Origin of the sequence: Cryobacterium sp. Hz7, assembly GCF_004402815.1 — a bacterium.
Classification (GTDB): domain Bacteria; phylum Actinomycetota; class Actinomycetes; order Actinomycetales; family Microbacteriaceae; genus Cryobacterium; species Cryobacterium sandaracinum.
Genome location: NZ_SOFB01000027.1, coordinates 72,403 through 88,556, shown reverse-complemented (window position 1 = coordinate 88,556; position 16,154 = coordinate 72,403). Strand labels below are relative to the sequence as shown.

Sequence of the window (16,154 nt, the reverse complement as noted above, 5' to 3'; positions counted from 1 at the left end):
TGCACAAGCGGGGTGGGGCGGCCTGCGGCGGTCACGAGAGTCCTTTGGGGGTCGGCGGAACACGATAGAGATCTGTGGCTGGTACGGGGGCTGGTACGGGGGCTGGTACGGGGGCTCGCCCTGGGGCAGCGGTCGGGGACGGGGCGAGCCAGTCGGCGCCCTCGTGCTCGCCTAGCCGCGGCGGGCACAGGCGGTAGGCGGCCGGGCGGCCGGCGAGGTGGATGGGGTTGGCAACCTGGCGGCTGGTGCGGCCGGCCGCACCCAGTTCCACCACCGGGTCGAGCCCCAGCGCGGCGGCGAAGGCGAACGCCTCGTCGAGGGTGTTGACCTGGCCGGCCGGCACACCGGCATCCGTCAGAACGCCCACCCAGTGCGCCGCGGGCTCGGGCCGGAGCCGGTCCTCAATCAACTTTTTCAGCACCATGCGGTGCCGCACCCGGTCAGCGTTACCGCGGAACCGGTCGTCGTCGGCCAAGGCGGGAGCCCCGAGCAGTCGCACCAGGGTCCGGAACTGGCGATCGTTGCCCACCGCGATCACCAGCGGCCGGTCGGCGGCGTCGAACAGCTCGTACGGCGCGATGCTCGGGTGCGCATTGCCCATCCGGGTCGGTGACTGCCCGGTCGCGAGGGTGCCCGCGGCCTGGTTGGTCAGTGCGGAGAGCAGGGTGGTCAGCAGGTCCACCTCCACCCGGTGGCCGGCGGTCCCGCTCGCGTCGGTCGCATCACGCGCACGCAGGGCGAGTAGGACGCCGCTGACCGCGTTGAGCCCGGAGAGCACGTCCACGAGGGCCACTCCCACTTTGCTCGGCTCTTCGTCTGGGCGACCGGTGACGCTCATCAGCCCGCCGACAGCCTGTACGAGCAGGTCGTAGCCGGGCAGGCGGGCGCCGGCCCCCGCGCCGAAGCCCGTGATCGAGCAGTAGACCAAGCTCGGATTGACGGCCCGCAGCTGCTCGAAGCCCAGAGCAAACCGGTCCATCACGCCGGGCCGGAAGTTCTCCACCACGACGTCGGCGGTCTCGGCGAGTCGCCGGGCCACGGCCAGTCCCGCATCGGTGCCGAGGTCGCAGACGACGCTGCGCTTGTTGCGGTTCACCGACCCGAAGTAGGTGGAGTCCCCCTGCGCGTCGACCGGCGGCAGCCACTGCCGGGTGTCGTCGCCGGCCGGGCTCTCGATCTTGATCACGTCAGCGCCGAAGTCGGCCAGCATCATGGTGGCGTAGGGGCCGGCCAGTACCCGGGAGAAATCCGCGACCCGAAGGCCCGCCAACGGCTGCCCGGTTGCGTCCTGCGGCACGACCCACCTCTGTCCCCGTCGACTCGGACCACAGGACTCCGCCAGTGGCCGCTCTGACTCCGATCCTACCGGGCGGGTCGTGACCCGGAGGCAGGAACTGCGAACGGGAACTCTCGGTGAAAGTTGAATCCATCGGTTCCGTGCGTTTGCGCGCGCACAGCACTATGGTGAGCACATTCTCGCTCTCCGGCTCGATCGGAAAGGTTCCCATGTCATCACACGCGTCATCCCAGAGGAAAGGGCTCGGCGACGCCGAGCACCTCGAGGCCCTCGGCTACGAAGACACCTTCCATCGCTCGATGTCGCTCTGGGGCAATTTCGCCCTTGGCTTCACCTACCTCTCGCCGCTCGTCGGCGTCTACTCGCTGTTCGCCCTGGCCCTGAGCACGGGCGGGCCACCCTCGATCTTCTGGCTGGTGATCGTGGGCACCGGCCAGCTGCTGGTGGCACTGGTCTTCGGCGAGGTGGTGTCCCAATACCCGATCGCGGGCGGTATCTACCCGTGGACACGTCGTCTCTGGGGCAAGAGGTACGCATGGATGACCGCTTGGGTCTACGTCTGGGCGATGCTCGTCACAATCACCGCCGTCGCGGAATTCGGCAGCGGGTTCCTCGCCAGCCTGATCAACGCGCCCGTCACCAAAGAGGTCACGCTCGGGCTCTCGGTGCTCTTTCTCGTCGTGGCCTTCGCGTTCAACTTCTCCGGCACGAAGATGCTGGCCCGCGCGGCCCGGATCGGGCTCGCTGCCGAATTGATCGGCGTGATCGGTCTCGGCCTCTACCTACTCCTTTTCCAGCGCAAGCAGGAGTTCAGCGTCTTCTTCGACACCCTGGGCGTCGAGGGTGACGGCAGTTACGCCACCGCGTTCCTCGGGGCCGCGCTTGCCGGACTGTTCCTGTTCTACGGCTTCGAAGCCTGCGGCGACGTGGCCGAGGAGGTGCCCGACCCGGCCAGAGGTATCCCCCGGGCCATGATCCTCACCATCCTGGTCGGCGGCGTCTCCGCCCTGTTCTCGTTCGGCGGGTACGTCCTGGCCGCGCCGGACCTGCAGGCCGTGGTCGACGGGACAGACATCGACCCGATCCCCGCGATCCTGGACGCGACCCTCGGCACGGTCGGTGCCACGCTGTTCCTCATAGTGGCGATCACGGCCTTCCTGTCCTGCGTGCTCAGCCTGCAGGCCGCGGCCAGCCGCCTGATCTTCTCTTTCGCACGAGACGGGATGGTCCCCGGCAAGACCTGGCTGGGCCAGGTGTCCCCGCGCACGGCAGTGCCGGTCAACGCACTGATCGTCGCGTCCACGATCCCGCTGTTGCTCTGCGTTGTGATCTACCTGGGCGGCAGCACGATCCTGACCCAGATCACGGCCTTCGCGGTGCTCGGCATCTATGTCGCGTTCCAGGCCGTGGTTCTGGCCGCGCTCCGCCAACGGTTCAAGGGGTGGCGTCCGGCCGGGCCGTTCAGCCTGGGACCTCTCGGGTTCATCGTGAACATCATTGCCCTGGCCTACGGGATCTCCGCCATGATCCTGCTGGCGCGCCCGGGCACGACCGGGGTGTTCCTCGACGACTGGATCGTGCTGATCGGTTTGGCTGTAGTGATGGGCAGCGGCCTGCTCTACCTCTTCATCGCGAAGCCGCACACCACCTCGCACCAGCCGGAGGGCGACGCGATCGCGGTCGCCGCGATGCTTCGCGCGCACCCGCAGAACACCGATCGGGACGACCCCGCACGCAGAGACGCACGCCCCACGATGGCCAGCGAGTGAGCATCCGTTAACGAGGGAAGGGCCCAGTCTTTCGACGGGCCCCTCCTGGTGCAGCCGGGCTGCGGTGGAACTGACTAGATGCTGTTCACATCGAGAGCGATGCCGGGGCCGAACGTGGTCGAAACGGCACCCTTCATGATGTAACGGCCCTTGGAGGAGCTGGGCTTGAGGCGAACGATCTCCTCGAGAGCGGCGCTGATGTTCTCATTCAGCTGCTCGGCGGTGAAGGACACCTTGCCGACGACGAACTGCACGTTGGCGTGCTTGTCGACGCGGAACGCGATCTTTCCGCCCTTGATGTCGGACACGGCGCGCGCGACGTCAGGCGTCACGGTTCCGGTCTTCGGGTTCGGCATGAGGCCGCGCGGGCCGAGAACCTTACCGAGACGACCGACCTTGCCCATGAGCTCCGGGGTCGAGACGGCGGAGTCGAACGAGGTGTAGCCGGCGGCCACCTTCTCGATGAGCTCGTCGCCACCGACCTCGTCGGCACCGGCAGCGATTGCCGCTTCGGCCGCGGGGCCCGTTGCGAAGACGATGACGCGGGCAGTGCGACCGGTGCCGTGAGGAAGAATCACGGTACCGCGAACCATCTGGTCAGCCTTGCGAGGGTCGACGCCGAGCTTGAGGGCGACCTCGACGGTCGAGTTGAAGTTCGCGGAGCCGGTCTCCCGGGCCAGGGTGACGGCCTCGGTCGGGGTGTAGAGCTTGTCTGCGTCGATCTTCTCGGCCGCGGCCCGGTAGGCCTTTGACTTCTGTGCCATGTTGAATCTCCTGTAAAACGAAATTGAGAGTGTGGTGCGAGCCTGGCTGGCTCTTCCACGTACTGCTGGTGGCGGGATGCCTGGGGGAGGTGGTTAGGCCTCGACCGTGATGCCCATGGAGCGGGCGGTGCCGGCGATGATCTTCGACGCTGCGTCGAGGTCGTTCGCGTTGAGGTCGACCATCTTGGCCTCGGCGATCTCGCGGACCTGGGCCTGGGTGAGCTTCGCAACCTTGACGGTGTGCGGGGTTCCACTGCCCTTGGCGACGCCGGCCGCCTTCTTGATGAGCTCCGCCGCCGGCGGAGTCTTCAGGATGAAAGTGAATGAACGGTCGTCGTAGACGGTGATTTCCACCGGGATGACGTTGCCGCGCTGGGATTCCGTCTGAGCGTTGTACGCCTTGCAGAATTCCATGATGTTGACGCCGTGCTGACCCAGCGCCGGCCCGATGGGCGGTGCGGGGTTGGCGGCGCCGGCCTTGATCTGAAGCTTGATCAGACCGGTTACCTTCTTCTTCGGTGCCATTGTTCTTCCTTACTTTGTAATGACGAGCAGCCAGGGGCCGCTCTCCCGGTGGCCCGGACGGGCCCCGGTGAACTTAAATCCGTGGGGAGGGTGTTCAGTCCCTTTAGAGCTTGGTGACCTGGTCGAAGCTGAGCTCGACCGGGGTTTCGCGCTCGAAGAGGGAAACCAGCACGATGAGCTTGCCGCTTTCCGCCTTGATCTCGCTGATCGATCCGGGCAGGCCCGCGAACGAGCCTTCCTTGATCGTGATCGTCTCGCCGATCTCGTAGTCGATCTCGGCCGGGAGGGCGCGGGTCGGGACCTTGCCGCCGTGTCCGCCGGTCTTGGCGGTGGGGACGTCTTGGATCTCGACGAGGCTCTTCAGCATGCCGAAGGCTTCCTCGAAGCGAAGCGGCGTGGGGTTGTGCGCGTTGCCGACGAATCCGGTGACGCCGGGCGTGTGACGCACCACGGACCAGCTGTCTTCGTTGAGGTCCATGCGAACGAGCACGTAGCCGGGGATGCGCACGCGGGTGACCATCTTGCGCTGGCCGTTCTTTATCTCGACGACATCTTCCATCGGAACCTCGACCTGGTAGATGAAATCTTCCATGGCCATCGACTGCTTGCGGTTCTCGATGTTCGACTTCACGCGGCGTTCGAAGCCGGCATAGGAATGAATGACGAACCACTTGCCGGGCTGGAAGCGCAGTTCCTTGCGGAATTCCTCGTAGGGGTCTTCGGGGGTCTCGTCCGCGGCGGGCTCGGCATCGACATCCGTTGCCTCTTCAGCCTCGACTGCCACTTCGTCTTCGTCTTCCACGGCCTCGACGGCGGCCTCGGCCTCGTCGTCGGAATCGATGTCGAGGGCCTCGTCGACGAGAGCGTCGGCGTCGGGGTCAGCGGGCTCGGCCAACGCGTCAAGCGCGGCGTCGAGGTTGACTTCGACGCCCATGCTCGGGTCGAACACGTGCACGGCGACCTGCTCGGCAGCCTCTACGGAGTCTTCTTCAGCGGCGAGGGTGTTGCCCTCCTGCGCCTCGTCCTCGGTGGAGGACTGCTCGGCGGCGGTGGCCCAATCGGCATCGTCGTGATTCGTGTCAGTCACTAAATTTCAATCCTTTTCTATTGCGTGGGTACGAAACCGTGACCCAAACAGCGTTTGCCCTGAGTTCTGCAGTGACTCTTCTTCATTGATGCGTGGCTGCGACCGCTGGGAGCGGATGCGGCACCGGAAGCTGCCTACCCGCCCGGCGTTCCGAACACGTACGTGACGGCGAGCGCGAACATCCAGTCGAAGGCGGAAACGATGGCCATCATGATGACAACGAATACCAGCACCACACCCGTGTAGCTGAGGAGTTCTTTGCGGGTGGGGGTGACGACCTTGCGGAGCTCCGCCATGACCTGCTTGATGAACAGGGACATCCGAGCGAAAGGACCGCGCTTGGAATCGAGCGCAAGTTTCGCGTTTGCGACGATTTCCTCACTGGGTTCGTCGACAACTTTTCGGGCCACCTGATTACACCTTTCATGTGCCGACGGAATGCCACCGACTTGCAGGGCGGACAGGACTCGAACCTGCAACCTGCGGTTTTGGAGACCGCTGCTCTACCAATTGAGCCACCACCCTATGGAACGAAAGTCAAACTACCTCGTAGCACTCGGACCCCGGAACGAACCGACAAGCGGGCGCAAAAAAAATTGGCAGAATTGAATTACCTCGTCGAGTCTAGGTCACCCGGGGGCCACTGTAAAGCCGAGACAGCCCCAGCAGAACGAGGCAGCCCCGTATGCTCGAAGCGTGGCCCACGAATCCAAGCGCATCTCTACCCGAATCGGCTCCATTGCGGAGTCCGCGACCCTCAAGGTGGACGGCAAGGCGAAGGCCCTGCAGGCCGCCGGCCGGCCGGTCATCAGTTTCGCCGCGGGCGAGCCTGATTTCCCCACCCCGGAGCACATCGTCGAAGCCGCCCTACTGGCGGTCCGCGACCCGAAGAACCACCGGTACACTCCGGCGGCCGGGCTGCCCGACCTGCGCGAGGCCATTGCGGCCAAAACGCTTCGTGACAGCGGCCTGGCGATCTCGCCCAGCCAGGTGGTCGTCACCAACGGCGGCAAGCAGGCCGTCTACCAGGCTTTCGCCACGCTGCTCGACCCGGGCGATGAGGTGCTCGTGCCCACGCCGTACTGGACGACCTACCCGGAGTCGATCCGGCTGGCCGGCGGCGTGCAGGTCGACGTCTTCGCCGGCAGTGACCAGAGCTACCTCGTCACCGTCGAGCAGCTCGAGGCGGCGCGCACGCCGCGCACCAAGGTGCTGCTGTTCGTGTCGCCGTCCAACCCCACCGGAGCCGTCTACTCCCCCGAGCAGACGAAGGCCATCGGCGAGTGGGCCGAGGAACACGGCCTCTGGATCGTCAGCGACGAGATCTACCAGAACCTCACGTATGACGGCGTGCGTGCGATCTCGATCGTCGAGGCCGTCCCCGCGCTGGCCGACCGCACCATCCTGGTCAACGGCGTCGCCAAGACCTACGCGATGACCGGCTGGCGGCTCGGCTGGATGGTCGGCCCGCAGGACGCGATGAAGGCCGCCGCCAACCTGCAGTCGCACCTGTCGTCGAACGTGTCGAACATCTCCCAGCGCGCCGGGATCGCCGCACTCAACGGCCCTCAGGATGCCGCGATCGCCATGCGGGATGCCTTCGACCGTCGCCGACAGGTCATCGTCGCCGAGCTGAACACGATCCCCGGCATCGTCACGCCGACGCCGCAGGGGGCGTTCTACGTCTACCCCGACGTCACCGGCCTGCTCGGACGCACTTGGGGCGGCGTCACCCCGACCACCTCCCTGGAGCTGGCCGATCTTATCCTGGACCAGGCTGAGGTGGCCGTCGTGCCCGGCGAGGCGTTCGGCCCCAGCGGCTACCTGCGCTTCTCCTACGCGCTCGGCGACGCGGCCCTGCTCGAGGGCGTGCAGCGCCTCCAGCGGCTGTTCGCCTAGCGCAGCGCGCCAAACGGCTCGCCGGTGAACCGACAGCTTGGGGGGTCAGGGGCCCTTCTGCTCCCCCCTTCCTGTCGCTCGGCCGGGGCTGTGGACAATCTCCGGCACCCTGTCCACGCTCGAGCGCCGCACCGCCATCCTGCGACGGATACCACCCGGCGCCTTCCTCAGTCATCACACCGCCGCCCTGATCGTCGGCATTCCGCTGCCGCTGGTCATCCCCATCGTGCCGATCCTGCAGTTCATCTCCGGCGTCTATCTGCAGTTCTACCTGCTGCCCGACTGGATGCAGAACGCGGCCAGCGTATTCCCACTGAAGTGGATGGCGAAGGGCATGCGCGGAGTGTTCCTGCCCGACAGCTTCGCGAACCTTGTGCAGAGCGGTTCCCGGGACTTTCCGCTGATCGCGCTGAGCCTGCTCATCTGGCTGGTGGTGGGGCTGGTGCTCAGCCGGGTCACGTTTCGCTGGATCCGCAAGGACACCTAGGGCGTGTCTCCTAACGGCTTGTTGTGTCGCTCACGGAAGGTCAGAGCTGACCGCACCGCGTGGACACTCTTCATCACAGGTTGAGCACCGGGCCCGGCGTCGAACCAATTCGACGGAGATTTTGGGCCAAACACCCATTTTTGAGCTCAAACGCGCTGTTCAGAGCGAAATCTCCGTCGAATTCGTTCGGGACGAGTTGCGGCAGTGCCCAGACTCGACCGACACGGCGTTTGCAGCGCACGTCCATCCCGCGTCGCGGTCCACTGCGCGCCTGCGTCGGCCTCCAGAACAACGACCTCGGAACCCCGAGCCGCGAACCCCCATCGCCCGCAGCCATCAGGGCTCACTCACCGAACGACACCCGGCATTGTCGGCTTGGGCCACCGCGAGCACACTGGCAGCATGACCGACGCACCCGAGAGCCAGACGACGCCGTCGGCCGCGGGGCCCGGCACTCCCCCCACCCCCTCCGACGAGAGCAACGACTTCTTCGCCGCAATCCGTTCCACGGGGATCGTGCGCGGGAGCGACCGCTGGCTGGCCGGCGTCTGCGGCGGAGTCGCACTGCGAGCTGGGCTGAACCCCACGCTGGTGCGAGTTGTGACCATCGCGCTGGGCGTCCTCGGCGGTCGGGTTCTGTTCACGTACGCGGTCGGCTGGGCTCTCCTGCCCGGCCCGACCGGTCGCATCCATGCCGAACAGGCCGTTCGCGGCGTCTTCCCGCCCGTCATGATCGGGATCATCGCGCTGGTGGGCATCAGCTTCGCCTCCTACACGCGCAGCCTGTGGTGGCAGAGCCCGGCGGCCGTGCTGCCCGATTGGCTGGCGACCACACTCGCGGTGGGCTGGAGCGTCGGGGTGACGATCGGGCTCATCTGGCTGGTGTTCTTCCTGGCCCGACGCACCACGGCGCCGGCCGGCGGGTACCCGCACAGCACCGCCGCGGAAGGCATCGGGGCCGGTGTCGCTTTCGGGGCCATGCAGCCCGCCGAAGCAGCGGGCAGCTCCGGGACAGCCGGCACAGCCGGCGGCGCCGTCACCGTCGGCGGCCCTGCCGCGCCACCACCCGGACGCGGCTCCTGGCGCGACCTTCGCCCCGGGGCCGGCTTCAGCGCGATCGTGCTCGGGTCGGCATTGCTCTGCGGCGCGGTCGCCGCCGGTGTGTGGTCGGGCGGCAACTGGTCGGATGCCGCGCTGGTGCTGGGCCTGGCCGTCACGCTGGGGGTGCTGGCCGTTGGCATCATCGTGTCGGGCATTCGCGGAAAGCAGAGCGGCGCCCTGGGTGGGTTCGCCTTCCTTGCGGCGGTGGCACTGGTGCTGCTGGGCCTATTCCCGAGCGGCACCGCGTTCTTCCTGGTCGGCATCCCGGTCTGGACGGTCAGCGCCGATGCCGACGCTGCTCCCCCGGGGTATGCCGTGCTCTCCGGCCGGGCCACCATCGATCTCACGGCCCTCAACGCGGCGAGCGTGGAGGACCGCACGATCGATATCTGGATGGGCGTGGGCGTCACCGAGCTGATCCTGCCCCGCGGCCGGGCCGTGCTGGTGGAGACGAATGCGCTGGCCGGCGGGATCGACTACGTCGGCGGCTCGGTCGCCGTGCAGCAGGGCGGCGCCTTCTACTCTGACTCGCGTACCTTCAACGACGACGGCACCGGCACCGTGGCCCGCGTCCGCGTCTGGACGGCGCTCGGCCAGGTCACTGTCGTCGGCCCCTCGCGTCTGGAACCCTGATGACCACGACCCCCGACCCGAACCAGCCGCCGAACGAGCCGCCGAACCCGCCGTTCGCCCGGCCGCTCGACTATCAGCCCACGGATGCCGTCACGTCTGTGACGGCATCACCTGACCCCGCGCCCGCCGAGCCCGAGGGCCATGGGGAGAGCGGTCACGAGGTGGAGGTTGAGACCACCCGTGCAGCCCCGGCTCACACGGTCGCCTGTCCGAGCCCCATCCCCGACTACGCGATGGAGCCCTCCGTCGAGCCGCCAGCGACGGCACCGGCGTTTCTCGCCTCGGACCCGCCGTTTCCGGTCGCGCCAGTGCCGACGGCCCGCGCCGCGGCCCCGACCGCCGCCGCCGCCGAACCGGCGTACCCCGAGGCATCCATGCGACCCCTCCGCCGCCCGCTGTTCAGCACGATCGTCTGGGGAGTGATCCTGCTCGCCCTGGCCGGCTACGTGCTGCTCGGGGTGCTGGCGCCTGCTCCCGCCGATCCCACGCTCTGGCTGCTCGGCGGCGTGATCGTGATCGGACTCCTGCTCATCGTGGTCGGCATCATCGCAGCGCTCCGCCGCGCCGGCTGACGCCCCCGCCCGCGCTCACACCCCGGTTTGACGGCTTCAGGCCCGCGAGAGCGGCGCGGGCCGCGCTAGGCGTCGAGGCCGACGAGCACGGGCTCGGGCTGCAGGATCACGCCGAACTCGGACTGCACGCGAGCCTCCACCAGCCGGGCGAGCTGCGCGATCTCGTCGGCGGTGGCCCCGCCAGTGTTGGTCAGCGCAAGGGTGTGCTTGCTGGAGATCGCGGCGCGGGAGCCCGGCAGCCGGAAGCCGCGCGAGATCCCGGAGTGCTCGATCAGCCAGGCGGCGCTCAGCTTCACGAGCGGCACGGACCGCTCCCCGGGGATCGGTCCGACGCCGGCATACTCGTCGAGCGGGATCACCCGGTCGGGCAGTTCCTGCTCGGCGAGCGGCCAGCGGGGCACGGCGTCCGGCAATGTGCGCGAAAACGCCAGCGACACGATCGGATTGGTGAAGAAGGAGCCGGCGCTGCGGGTATCGGCGTCATTCGGGTCGAGCACCATGCCCTTCCCGGCGCGCAGGGCCAGGACGGCGCCCCGCAGCTGCGCGAGCGGCACCCGATCGCCCAGCTGCACGCCGAGTGCGGTCGCAAGCTGCGGGTAGGACACCGGCCGGCTGAGCGCGCCGCCGAGAACGGATGCCTCGCTCTGCGTGTCGTGCAGGTTCAATTCGACCGCGATCACCAGACCGCGGAGCCCCTGTTTCAGAGCCGAGGTGCGGTAGCCCAGTTCGAGCTCGCCAGCCTCCATCCGTCGCCGTTCGCCACTGTCGTAGTCGAGGAAGTCGATGGCAGCCAGGCTGTTGCCGAGTTCCTGGCCGTAGGCGCCGATGTTCTGCACCGGGGAGGCCCCGGTCGAACCGGGGATGCCGGAGAGTGCCTCGATACCGGACCAGCCCTGCGCCACGGTGTAGGCCACCAGCTCGTCCCAGGGCTCGCCGGCCTGCACTCGCAGCACCAGCCGGTCCGGGTGATCAGACGGCGAAGGGGACGCGGGAGAGGAAGCCGAGACAACGTCCACCCCGCGGGTCAGCACCCGGATCACCGTACCGTCGAAGCCCTCGTCGGCCACGATCGTGTTCGATCCGCCGCCGAGCAGCAGCCACTCATCGCCCGAGGCCCACACGATCAGGGTCTGGTCGACAAGGTCCTGCTCGGTGGCGGGCGACACCATCCGGGCGGCAGGGCCGCCGACGCCCATGGTGGTCAGGTCGGCAAAGGTCGGCGCGGAGGCAGCGGGGCTCGTCATCGGGAACGACCACTCAGACAAGGCGCACGCGTGCCTGCGCCTTGCCCAGCACAGTCACCTCGCCCGACGACACGATGAGGTCGATGCGGGCGACGCCGGCATCCGTGTCGATGGCGCCGACCTTGGCGACCACGGTCACGACCGCCGCGCCGTCGGCCGGCACGAGCACGGGGCGGGTGAACCGCACCTGATAGTCCACGATGCGGCCGGGGTCGCCGACCCAGGCGACGACCGGCTGAACGGCGAAGCCCATGGTGAGCATGCCGTGCGCGAGCACGCCGGGCAGTCCCACGGACACGGCCACGTCGTCGCGGTAGTGGATGGGGTTGAAGTCTCCGGATGCCCCGGCGTAGTGCACGAGGGAGTCGCGCGTGAGCGGGAACGTGCCCTCGGCGACGACGTCTCCGACGGTCAGGTCAGCGAGGCGGGGCGTAGCGATGATGGTCATTCGTCTCCCCTGACGACAAGGGTGGAGGTCGCGGTCACGACGTGCGCGCCGGCGGCGTCGACGATGGTTGACACGGCCGTCACCATGGAGTGGCCGCCGAGGCTCTTTACGCCGGCCACGTGGAGCGTGGCGGTGAGTTCGTCACCGGCCACGATCGGGCGGCTGAACGTGAACCGCTGGTCTCCGTGCACGACGCGGGTGAAGTCGATGCCGGCATCCGGGACGGCCAGAAGCTGCGCCAGGGTGGCCTCCTGAACGACCACGGCGAATGTGGGCGGGGCGACGACGTCGGCGTAGCCCGCGGCGCGCGCGGCCTCCGGGTCGAGGTTGATCGGACTCGTGGCAAAGACCGCGCGGGAGAACTCGCGCACCTTCTCCCGGCCGACGAGATAGGGGGCGACGGGCGGGAAGACCCGGCCCTGCAGTTCGGGGTTGACAGACACAGGCCGAGTTTACCGGCCTCGGCCGGGGACGGCGCCATCGGGCAGACTGGCTGGTGTGAAGATCAAGCGCGTGCGTCTGGGTGACCCTGAGGTGGTCCCGCTCCTGGCCGACCTGGCGCGGGAGTATGACGAGCGCTACGGCGACGGCGACTCGGTGCACGACGTGCCGGCGGATGCCTTCGCCCCGCCGAGCGGCACCTTCCTCGTGCTGCTCGATGGGGGCGTGACGGTGGCGGGTGGCGGCATCCGTCGCCTGAGCGAGACGACCGGCGAGGTGAAACGGATGTGGACCAACCCGGCCTACCGCCGGCAGGGCCACGCCGTGGCCCTGCTCGCCGCCCTCGAGGAGGTGGCGCAGCAATTCGGCTACCGGCACCTGCGCCTGGAGACGGGCCACGCGCAGCCGGAGGCGCTCGCGCTGTACCGGCGCCTCGGCTACCGGGAGATCGGCAATTACGGGATCTACGAGAACGCGACCGGGTTCGAGCGCACGTTTGCCTCCCCGGAACGCCCCGCCTGACAGTCCGGCATTGGCCTGCGACACGCCCGCTTGCTAGCGTAGACACGTCATGCCTAACAAATTAGAGCCACATCCCGACCTTCCCATCGACCTGCCCACGGCCGAACGCATCCATGCGGCCGTCGCGCATTATGGCGAACAGGCCGTCATCGACAATTCCGTCGCGCTACTCCGCGCCAAGAACGCCGGCAAGGACTTCCTGCTCTACGCCGGCGGACGCCACGCCCTGGGCATCCTCGAAGGTGCCCCCGCCCTCTACTGGCCCGAGCTGTGGGGTGCCCGTGCGCTGCTCTACGTCTGGGGCGATTCGGCGGCACCGTACATCGTCGTCGGCATGAACAACCAGGCTTGGCGGGTGCGCGAGATGTGCGCCAAGGTCGTCCTGCTGCGCGGCCTCGAGGTGGCGCCCAAGCTGGTGCGCCTGACCACCGACGAGGTTCCGCGCGTGCGCGCCGCGGCCCTGCACGCGCTGGCCGCCCAGGGCACCGCCGACCACCTCGCCACCATCGTGCAGCGTCTGCGCGACCCCGACAAAGAGGTGCGCCGCGCGGCCCAGCAGGCCCGCGACGTGCTCAACGCACGGTGGAACCTTACGGTCGAGCAGGGCCAGGGCACCGAGCAGACCCACGGAACCCGGCACACCCACCCGAGCGCGTAGCCGAGCCCGGAACCGGGACACACACGCAGTACCGAGACGGGGGGTCCGGATGTTCCATCGCTTTGTGGCCATGGGCGACAGTTTCACCGAAGGCGTCGGTGACGACCTGCCGGGCGGCCAGGTGCGCGGCTGGGCCGACCTGGTCGCGCTCGGGCTCGCCGCGGCATCCGCCCACCCCGTCTCCTACGCCAACCTCGCCGTGCGCGGCCGGCTGCTCGGCCCGATCGTGGCGGAGCAGCTGGAGTCCGCGCTCGCGCTCGGCCCCGACCTGCTCAGCATCTGCGGCGGCGGCAACGACGTGATGCGGCCGCGGGTCGAGATCCCCTATGTGGTCGACCTGATGCGGAAGGTCGTCGACCGGGCCGAGGCGCAGGGCGTGCACGTGCTGGTGCTCAGTGGCGGCAATCCCTCGCACCACCTGCCGCTCGGCAACCTGATGCGCCGGCGTGGCGATCAGCTGGCGGATGCCGCGCGCGCCGCCTTCGACCGGCCGGGCGTCACGCTCGTCGACAATTGGGCCGACTCCGAGCTGGAGCACAAGCGGTTCTGGTCGGTCGACAAACTGCACCTCAACGCGCTCGGGCACACCCGGGTGGCCACAAACGTGCTGGCCGAGCTGGGGGTGCCGGTTCCGGTGGAGTGGCTGGATGCGCCCGCCGCGGCCGACGAGCAGGTGCAGAGCACGACCGCGTATTACCGCGAGTTCGTGCTGCCGTGGATCGGACGCCGGCTCACCGGACGCTCCTCCGGAGACGGCCGCCCGCCCAAGCGGCCCACCCTGGACCCGGTCGATGTCGGCTGATCTTTCCCGAAGGGGCGCCCGCGCCGCGACCAGGCTGCCGCGTCGGGCCCGCATCCGGCCCGGGAGAGTCGATTTGCGTCCCCTCACGCGCGCGGATTGACGGCGATCGATTTTCGGCGGTAGATTGCATCGATAGTCATCAATGTATGTAGGTCTCAGTCGAGGGAGAACACCATGAGCGAGAATAGTAACCCGGTGCGCGAAGAGGTGCGGGCCCGCTACGCGAGCGTGGCCGTCTCGGTTACGAATGAGGGGCGTCGGTCGCTGCTCACCGAGACGCCTGCCGCCGGCTGCTGCGAACCGGCCGCCATCGACGAGAGCCTGGTTTTCGGCTCCGCGCTCTACGACGACGCGTCGACCGCGGACCTCCCGGGCGCGGCCCTGCTGGCGAGCCTCGGCTGCGGCAACCCCACGGCGGTCGCAGACCTGCAGGCCGGCGAAACCGTGCTCGACCTCGGCTCGGGCGGAGGCATCGACGTGCTCCTCTCCGCCCGCCGGGTCGGCCCCACCGGGTTCGCCTACGGCCTCGACATGACCGACGAGATGCTCGACCTTGCCCGGCATAATGCGGCCGCAGCCCAGGCGCAGAACGTCCAGTTCCTGAAAGGCACGATCGAGGAGATCCCACTAGGCTCCGGCAGCGTCGACGTCGTCATCTCCAACTGCGTGATCAACCTGTCGACGGACAAACCCGCCGTGATCGGCGAGATGTTTCGCGTGCTGCGGCCCGGCGGCCGCGTCGGAGTGTCCGACGTCGTGGCCGAGAACCACCTCGCTCCCGCCCAGCGGGCCGAGCGCGGCTCCCACGTGGGCTGCATCGCCGGCGCGCTCTCGATCACGGAGTACAAGTCCCTGCTCGCCGCCGCGGGCTTCGAGCAGGTGGGCGTCACCCTGACCCACGGGGTGACCGACGGGATGCACGGCGCCATTGTGCGGGCGGTCAAGCCGGCCGGCGCCGCCTAGACCGGCCAGCGACGCCTAACCCGCGGTGGGTACGCGCAGCAGGGCACCCTCCCGGCGGCAGGTGGCGGCCGCGATCAGCATGGCGTCGGCCAGCAGGGCCTGCCAGCCCGCGGCATCCGTGGGCACGCCCCTCGTCAGCATGGTCTGCACAGCCCCGGCGAGGGTGGCGTCGCCCGCGCCCATGGTGTCGACGACGGCGCCGGGAAGCACGGCGATCGGCTCGCTGACCCGCAGATCGGCGCCGCAGGCAACGGATGCCCCCGCGCGCCCGGCCGTGGCCAGCACCGTCTGCGTGCCGGCAGCCAGCAGCCGCTCCCGCAACTCTTCGAGGGTGCTGCGGTAGAGCAGCTCGGCGTCCTCGTCCCCCACCTTCGTGAGGAGGCTCCGGGCAGCGATTCGTTCGAAGTTCGCCACGAACAGGTCGCCGTCGGCGAGCATGCCCGAACGCGGATTCGGGTCGATCACGAGGCGGCGTTCCGGCTCCGCGACCGCGGCGATGAAGGCATCCGTCTGGGCCGTGTCATCGAAAGGGAAGCAGCTCACGACCACGAGGCGGGCGTTGTCCAGGGCCGCGCGCTCGGCCGGGCCGAACTCGATGCGGCGCTTCCGCGCGGCCTCATTGAAGGCGTAGGTGGGCTCGCCGTCGGTGCGGTCGGAGGTGGCGCGGGAGCTGCCAAACGGCCCGGGTGTGGCGACCAACGTCACGTCGTGCGCGGCGAGGAACTCGCGCAGCCGGGCACCGTCGGCGTCGTCGCCGACCATGGCGATCAGGGTGGTCGGCACACCGAGCACGGCCAGGCCGACGGCCACGTTGAGGGCGGCGCCGCCGGGGAACTCCAGGCGGGACCCCGGGCTCAGCATCTCGTCGATGAGTGCGTCGCCGACCACGACCACCCGGTTCTGCTCAGTCAGGTTCTGCTCAGTCAGGTTCTGCTCAGTCAT

General features: G+C 68.6%; 18 protein-coding genes and 1 tRNA gene. 9 read left to right on the top strand and 10 right to left on the bottom strand.

Annotated elements, in window-relative coordinates:
- Positions 1–31 precede the first annotated feature (31 nt).
- A complete protein-coding gene (locus tag E3N86_RS07195) occupies positions 32–1,297 on the bottom strand; it encodes a CaiB/BaiF CoA-transferase family protein (RefSeq protein ID WP_174843002.1) in 1,266 nt (421 codons plus the stop codon).
- Positions 1,298–1,506: 209 nt separating this feature from the next.
- Here E3N86_RS07195 and E3N86_RS07190 point away from each other — a divergent pair, with 209 nt between their 5' ends.
- Positions 1,507–3,066 carry an APC family permease gene (locus E3N86_RS07190; protein WP_104100760.1) on the top strand — a complete coding sequence of 520 codons (1,560 nt, stop codon included), beginning with the start codon at positions 1,507–1,509 and terminating at the stop codon, positions 3,064–3,066.
- Positions 3,067–3,140: 74 nt separating this feature from the next.
- Here E3N86_RS07190 and rplA read toward each other — a convergent pair whose 3' ends face one another.
- The 5 genes from rplA to E3N86_RS07165 form a co-directional block, all read right to left on the bottom strand.
- Entirely contained in the window at positions 3,141–3,830 is a 690-nt protein-coding gene (gene rplA, locus E3N86_RS07185; RefSeq protein ID WP_104100759.1) for a 50S ribosomal protein L1, read from the bottom strand.
- A gap of 93 nt (positions 3,831–3,923) precedes the next feature.
- Positions 3,924–4,355 (bottom strand): 50S ribosomal protein L11, encoded by a 432-nt coding sequence (rplK, locus tag E3N86_RS07180; protein WP_104100758.1) that lies wholly within the window; start codon positions 4,353–4,355, stop codon positions 3,924–3,926.
- Between the two features lie 103 nt (positions 4,356–4,458).
- The gene (gene nusG, locus E3N86_RS07175; protein ID WP_134343003.1) at positions 4,459–5,442 is read right to left on the bottom strand and encodes a transcription termination/antitermination protein NusG; all 984 of its coding nucleotides are present in this window, start codon (positions 5,440–5,442) and stop codon (positions 4,459–4,461) included.
- 134 nt (positions 5,443–5,576) lie between these two features.
- Positions 5,577–5,852, bottom strand: coding sequence for a preprotein translocase subunit SecE (secE, locus tag E3N86_RS07170; RefSeq protein ID WP_104100756.1), 276 nt, complete (start codon positions 5,850–5,852; stop codon positions 5,577–5,579).
- Positions 5,853–5,894: 42 nt separating this feature from the next.
- Positions 5,895–5,967, bottom strand: a tRNA-Trp gene (locus E3N86_RS07165).
- Positions 5,968–6,138: 171 nt separating this feature from the next.
- Here E3N86_RS07165 and E3N86_RS07160 point away from each other — a divergent pair.
- From E3N86_RS07160 to E3N86_RS07145, 4 genes are all read left to right on the top strand, one after another.
- On the top strand, positions 6,139–7,341 hold the full coding sequence (locus tag E3N86_RS07160; protein ID WP_104170384.1) for a pyridoxal phosphate-dependent aminotransferase: 1,203 nt from the start codon (positions 6,139–6,141) through the stop codon (positions 7,339–7,341).
- 37 nt (positions 7,342–7,378) lie between these two features.
- The gene (locus tag E3N86_RS07155) at positions 7,379–7,828 is read left to right on the top strand and encodes an ABC transporter permease (RefSeq protein WP_134511638.1); all 450 of its coding nucleotides are present in this window, start codon (positions 7,379–7,381) and stop codon (positions 7,826–7,828) included.
- Positions 7,829–8,230: 402 nt separating this feature from the next.
- Positions 8,231–9,562 (top strand): PspC domain-containing protein, encoded by a 1,332-nt coding sequence (locus E3N86_RS07150; RefSeq protein ID WP_134511637.1) that lies wholly within the window; start codon positions 8,231–8,233, stop codon positions 9,560–9,562.
- Positions 9,562–10,134 (top strand): hypothetical protein, encoded by a 573-nt coding sequence (locus E3N86_RS07145; RefSeq protein ID WP_134511636.1) that lies wholly within the window; start codon positions 9,562–9,564, stop codon positions 10,132–10,134. The genes E3N86_RS07150 and E3N86_RS07145 overlap by 1 nt, the downstream gene beginning before the upstream one ends.
- Before the next feature lie 65 nt (positions 10,135–10,199).
- Here the strand turns inward: E3N86_RS07145 and E3N86_RS07140 are convergent, their stop codons facing one another.
- Genes E3N86_RS07140 through E3N86_RS07130 form a run of 3 tightly spaced genes read right to left on the bottom strand, consistent with a single transcriptional unit; the run spans position 10,200 to position 12,269 of the window.
- Positions 10,200–11,378 carry a UDP-N-acetylmuramate dehydrogenase gene (locus E3N86_RS07140; RefSeq protein WP_134511635.1) on the bottom strand — a complete coding sequence of 393 codons (1,179 nt, stop codon included), beginning with the start codon at positions 11,376–11,378 and terminating at the stop codon, positions 10,200–10,202.
- 13 nt (positions 11,379–11,391) lie between these two features.
- Positions 11,392–11,826, bottom strand: coding sequence for a MaoC/PaaZ C-terminal domain-containing protein (locus E3N86_RS07135; protein ID WP_104100750.1), 435 nt, complete (start codon positions 11,824–11,826; stop codon positions 11,392–11,394).
- Complete coding sequence (locus E3N86_RS07130; protein ID WP_104100749.1) at positions 11,823–12,269, bottom strand: MaoC family dehydratase N-terminal domain-containing protein; 447 nt, start codon at positions 12,267–12,269, stop codon at positions 11,823–11,825. Before E3N86_RS07130 ends, E3N86_RS07135 begins: the two co-directional genes overlap by 4 nt.
- Before the next feature lie 55 nt (positions 12,270–12,324).
- Here E3N86_RS07130 and E3N86_RS07125 point away from each other — a divergent pair, with 55 nt between their 5' ends.
- From E3N86_RS07125 to arsM, 4 genes are all read left to right on the top strand, one after another.
- Positions 12,325–12,789: a GNAT family N-acetyltransferase gene (locus tag E3N86_RS07125; protein ID WP_158250258.1), complete on the top strand. Its 465-nt coding sequence runs from the start codon at positions 12,325–12,327 to the stop codon at positions 12,787–12,789.
- A 49-nt stretch (positions 12,790–12,838) separates the two neighbouring features.
- Positions 12,839–13,447 (top strand): HEAT repeat domain-containing protein, encoded by a 609-nt coding sequence (locus E3N86_RS07120; RefSeq protein ID WP_134342996.1) that lies wholly within the window; start codon positions 12,839–12,841, stop codon positions 13,445–13,447.
- A 49-nt stretch (positions 13,448–13,496) separates the two neighbouring features.
- Positions 13,497–14,249, top strand: coding sequence for an SGNH/GDSL hydrolase family protein (locus E3N86_RS07115; protein WP_134511634.1), 753 nt, complete (start codon positions 13,497–13,499; stop codon positions 14,247–14,249).
- Positions 14,250–14,423: 174 nt separating this feature from the next.
- Positions 14,424–15,212 carry an arsenite methyltransferase gene (arsM, locus tag E3N86_RS07110; protein ID WP_134511633.1) on the top strand — a complete coding sequence of 263 codons (789 nt, stop codon included), beginning with the start codon at positions 14,424–14,426 and terminating at the stop codon, positions 15,210–15,212.
- A gap of 15 nt (positions 15,213–15,227) precedes the next feature.
- On the opposite strand, the gene E3N86_RS07105 is transcribed toward arsM, so the two are convergent.
- Positions 15,228–16,154: a carbohydrate kinase family protein gene (locus E3N86_RS07105; protein ID WP_134342993.1), complete on the bottom strand. Its 927-nt coding sequence runs from the start codon at positions 16,152–16,154 to the stop codon at positions 15,228–15,230.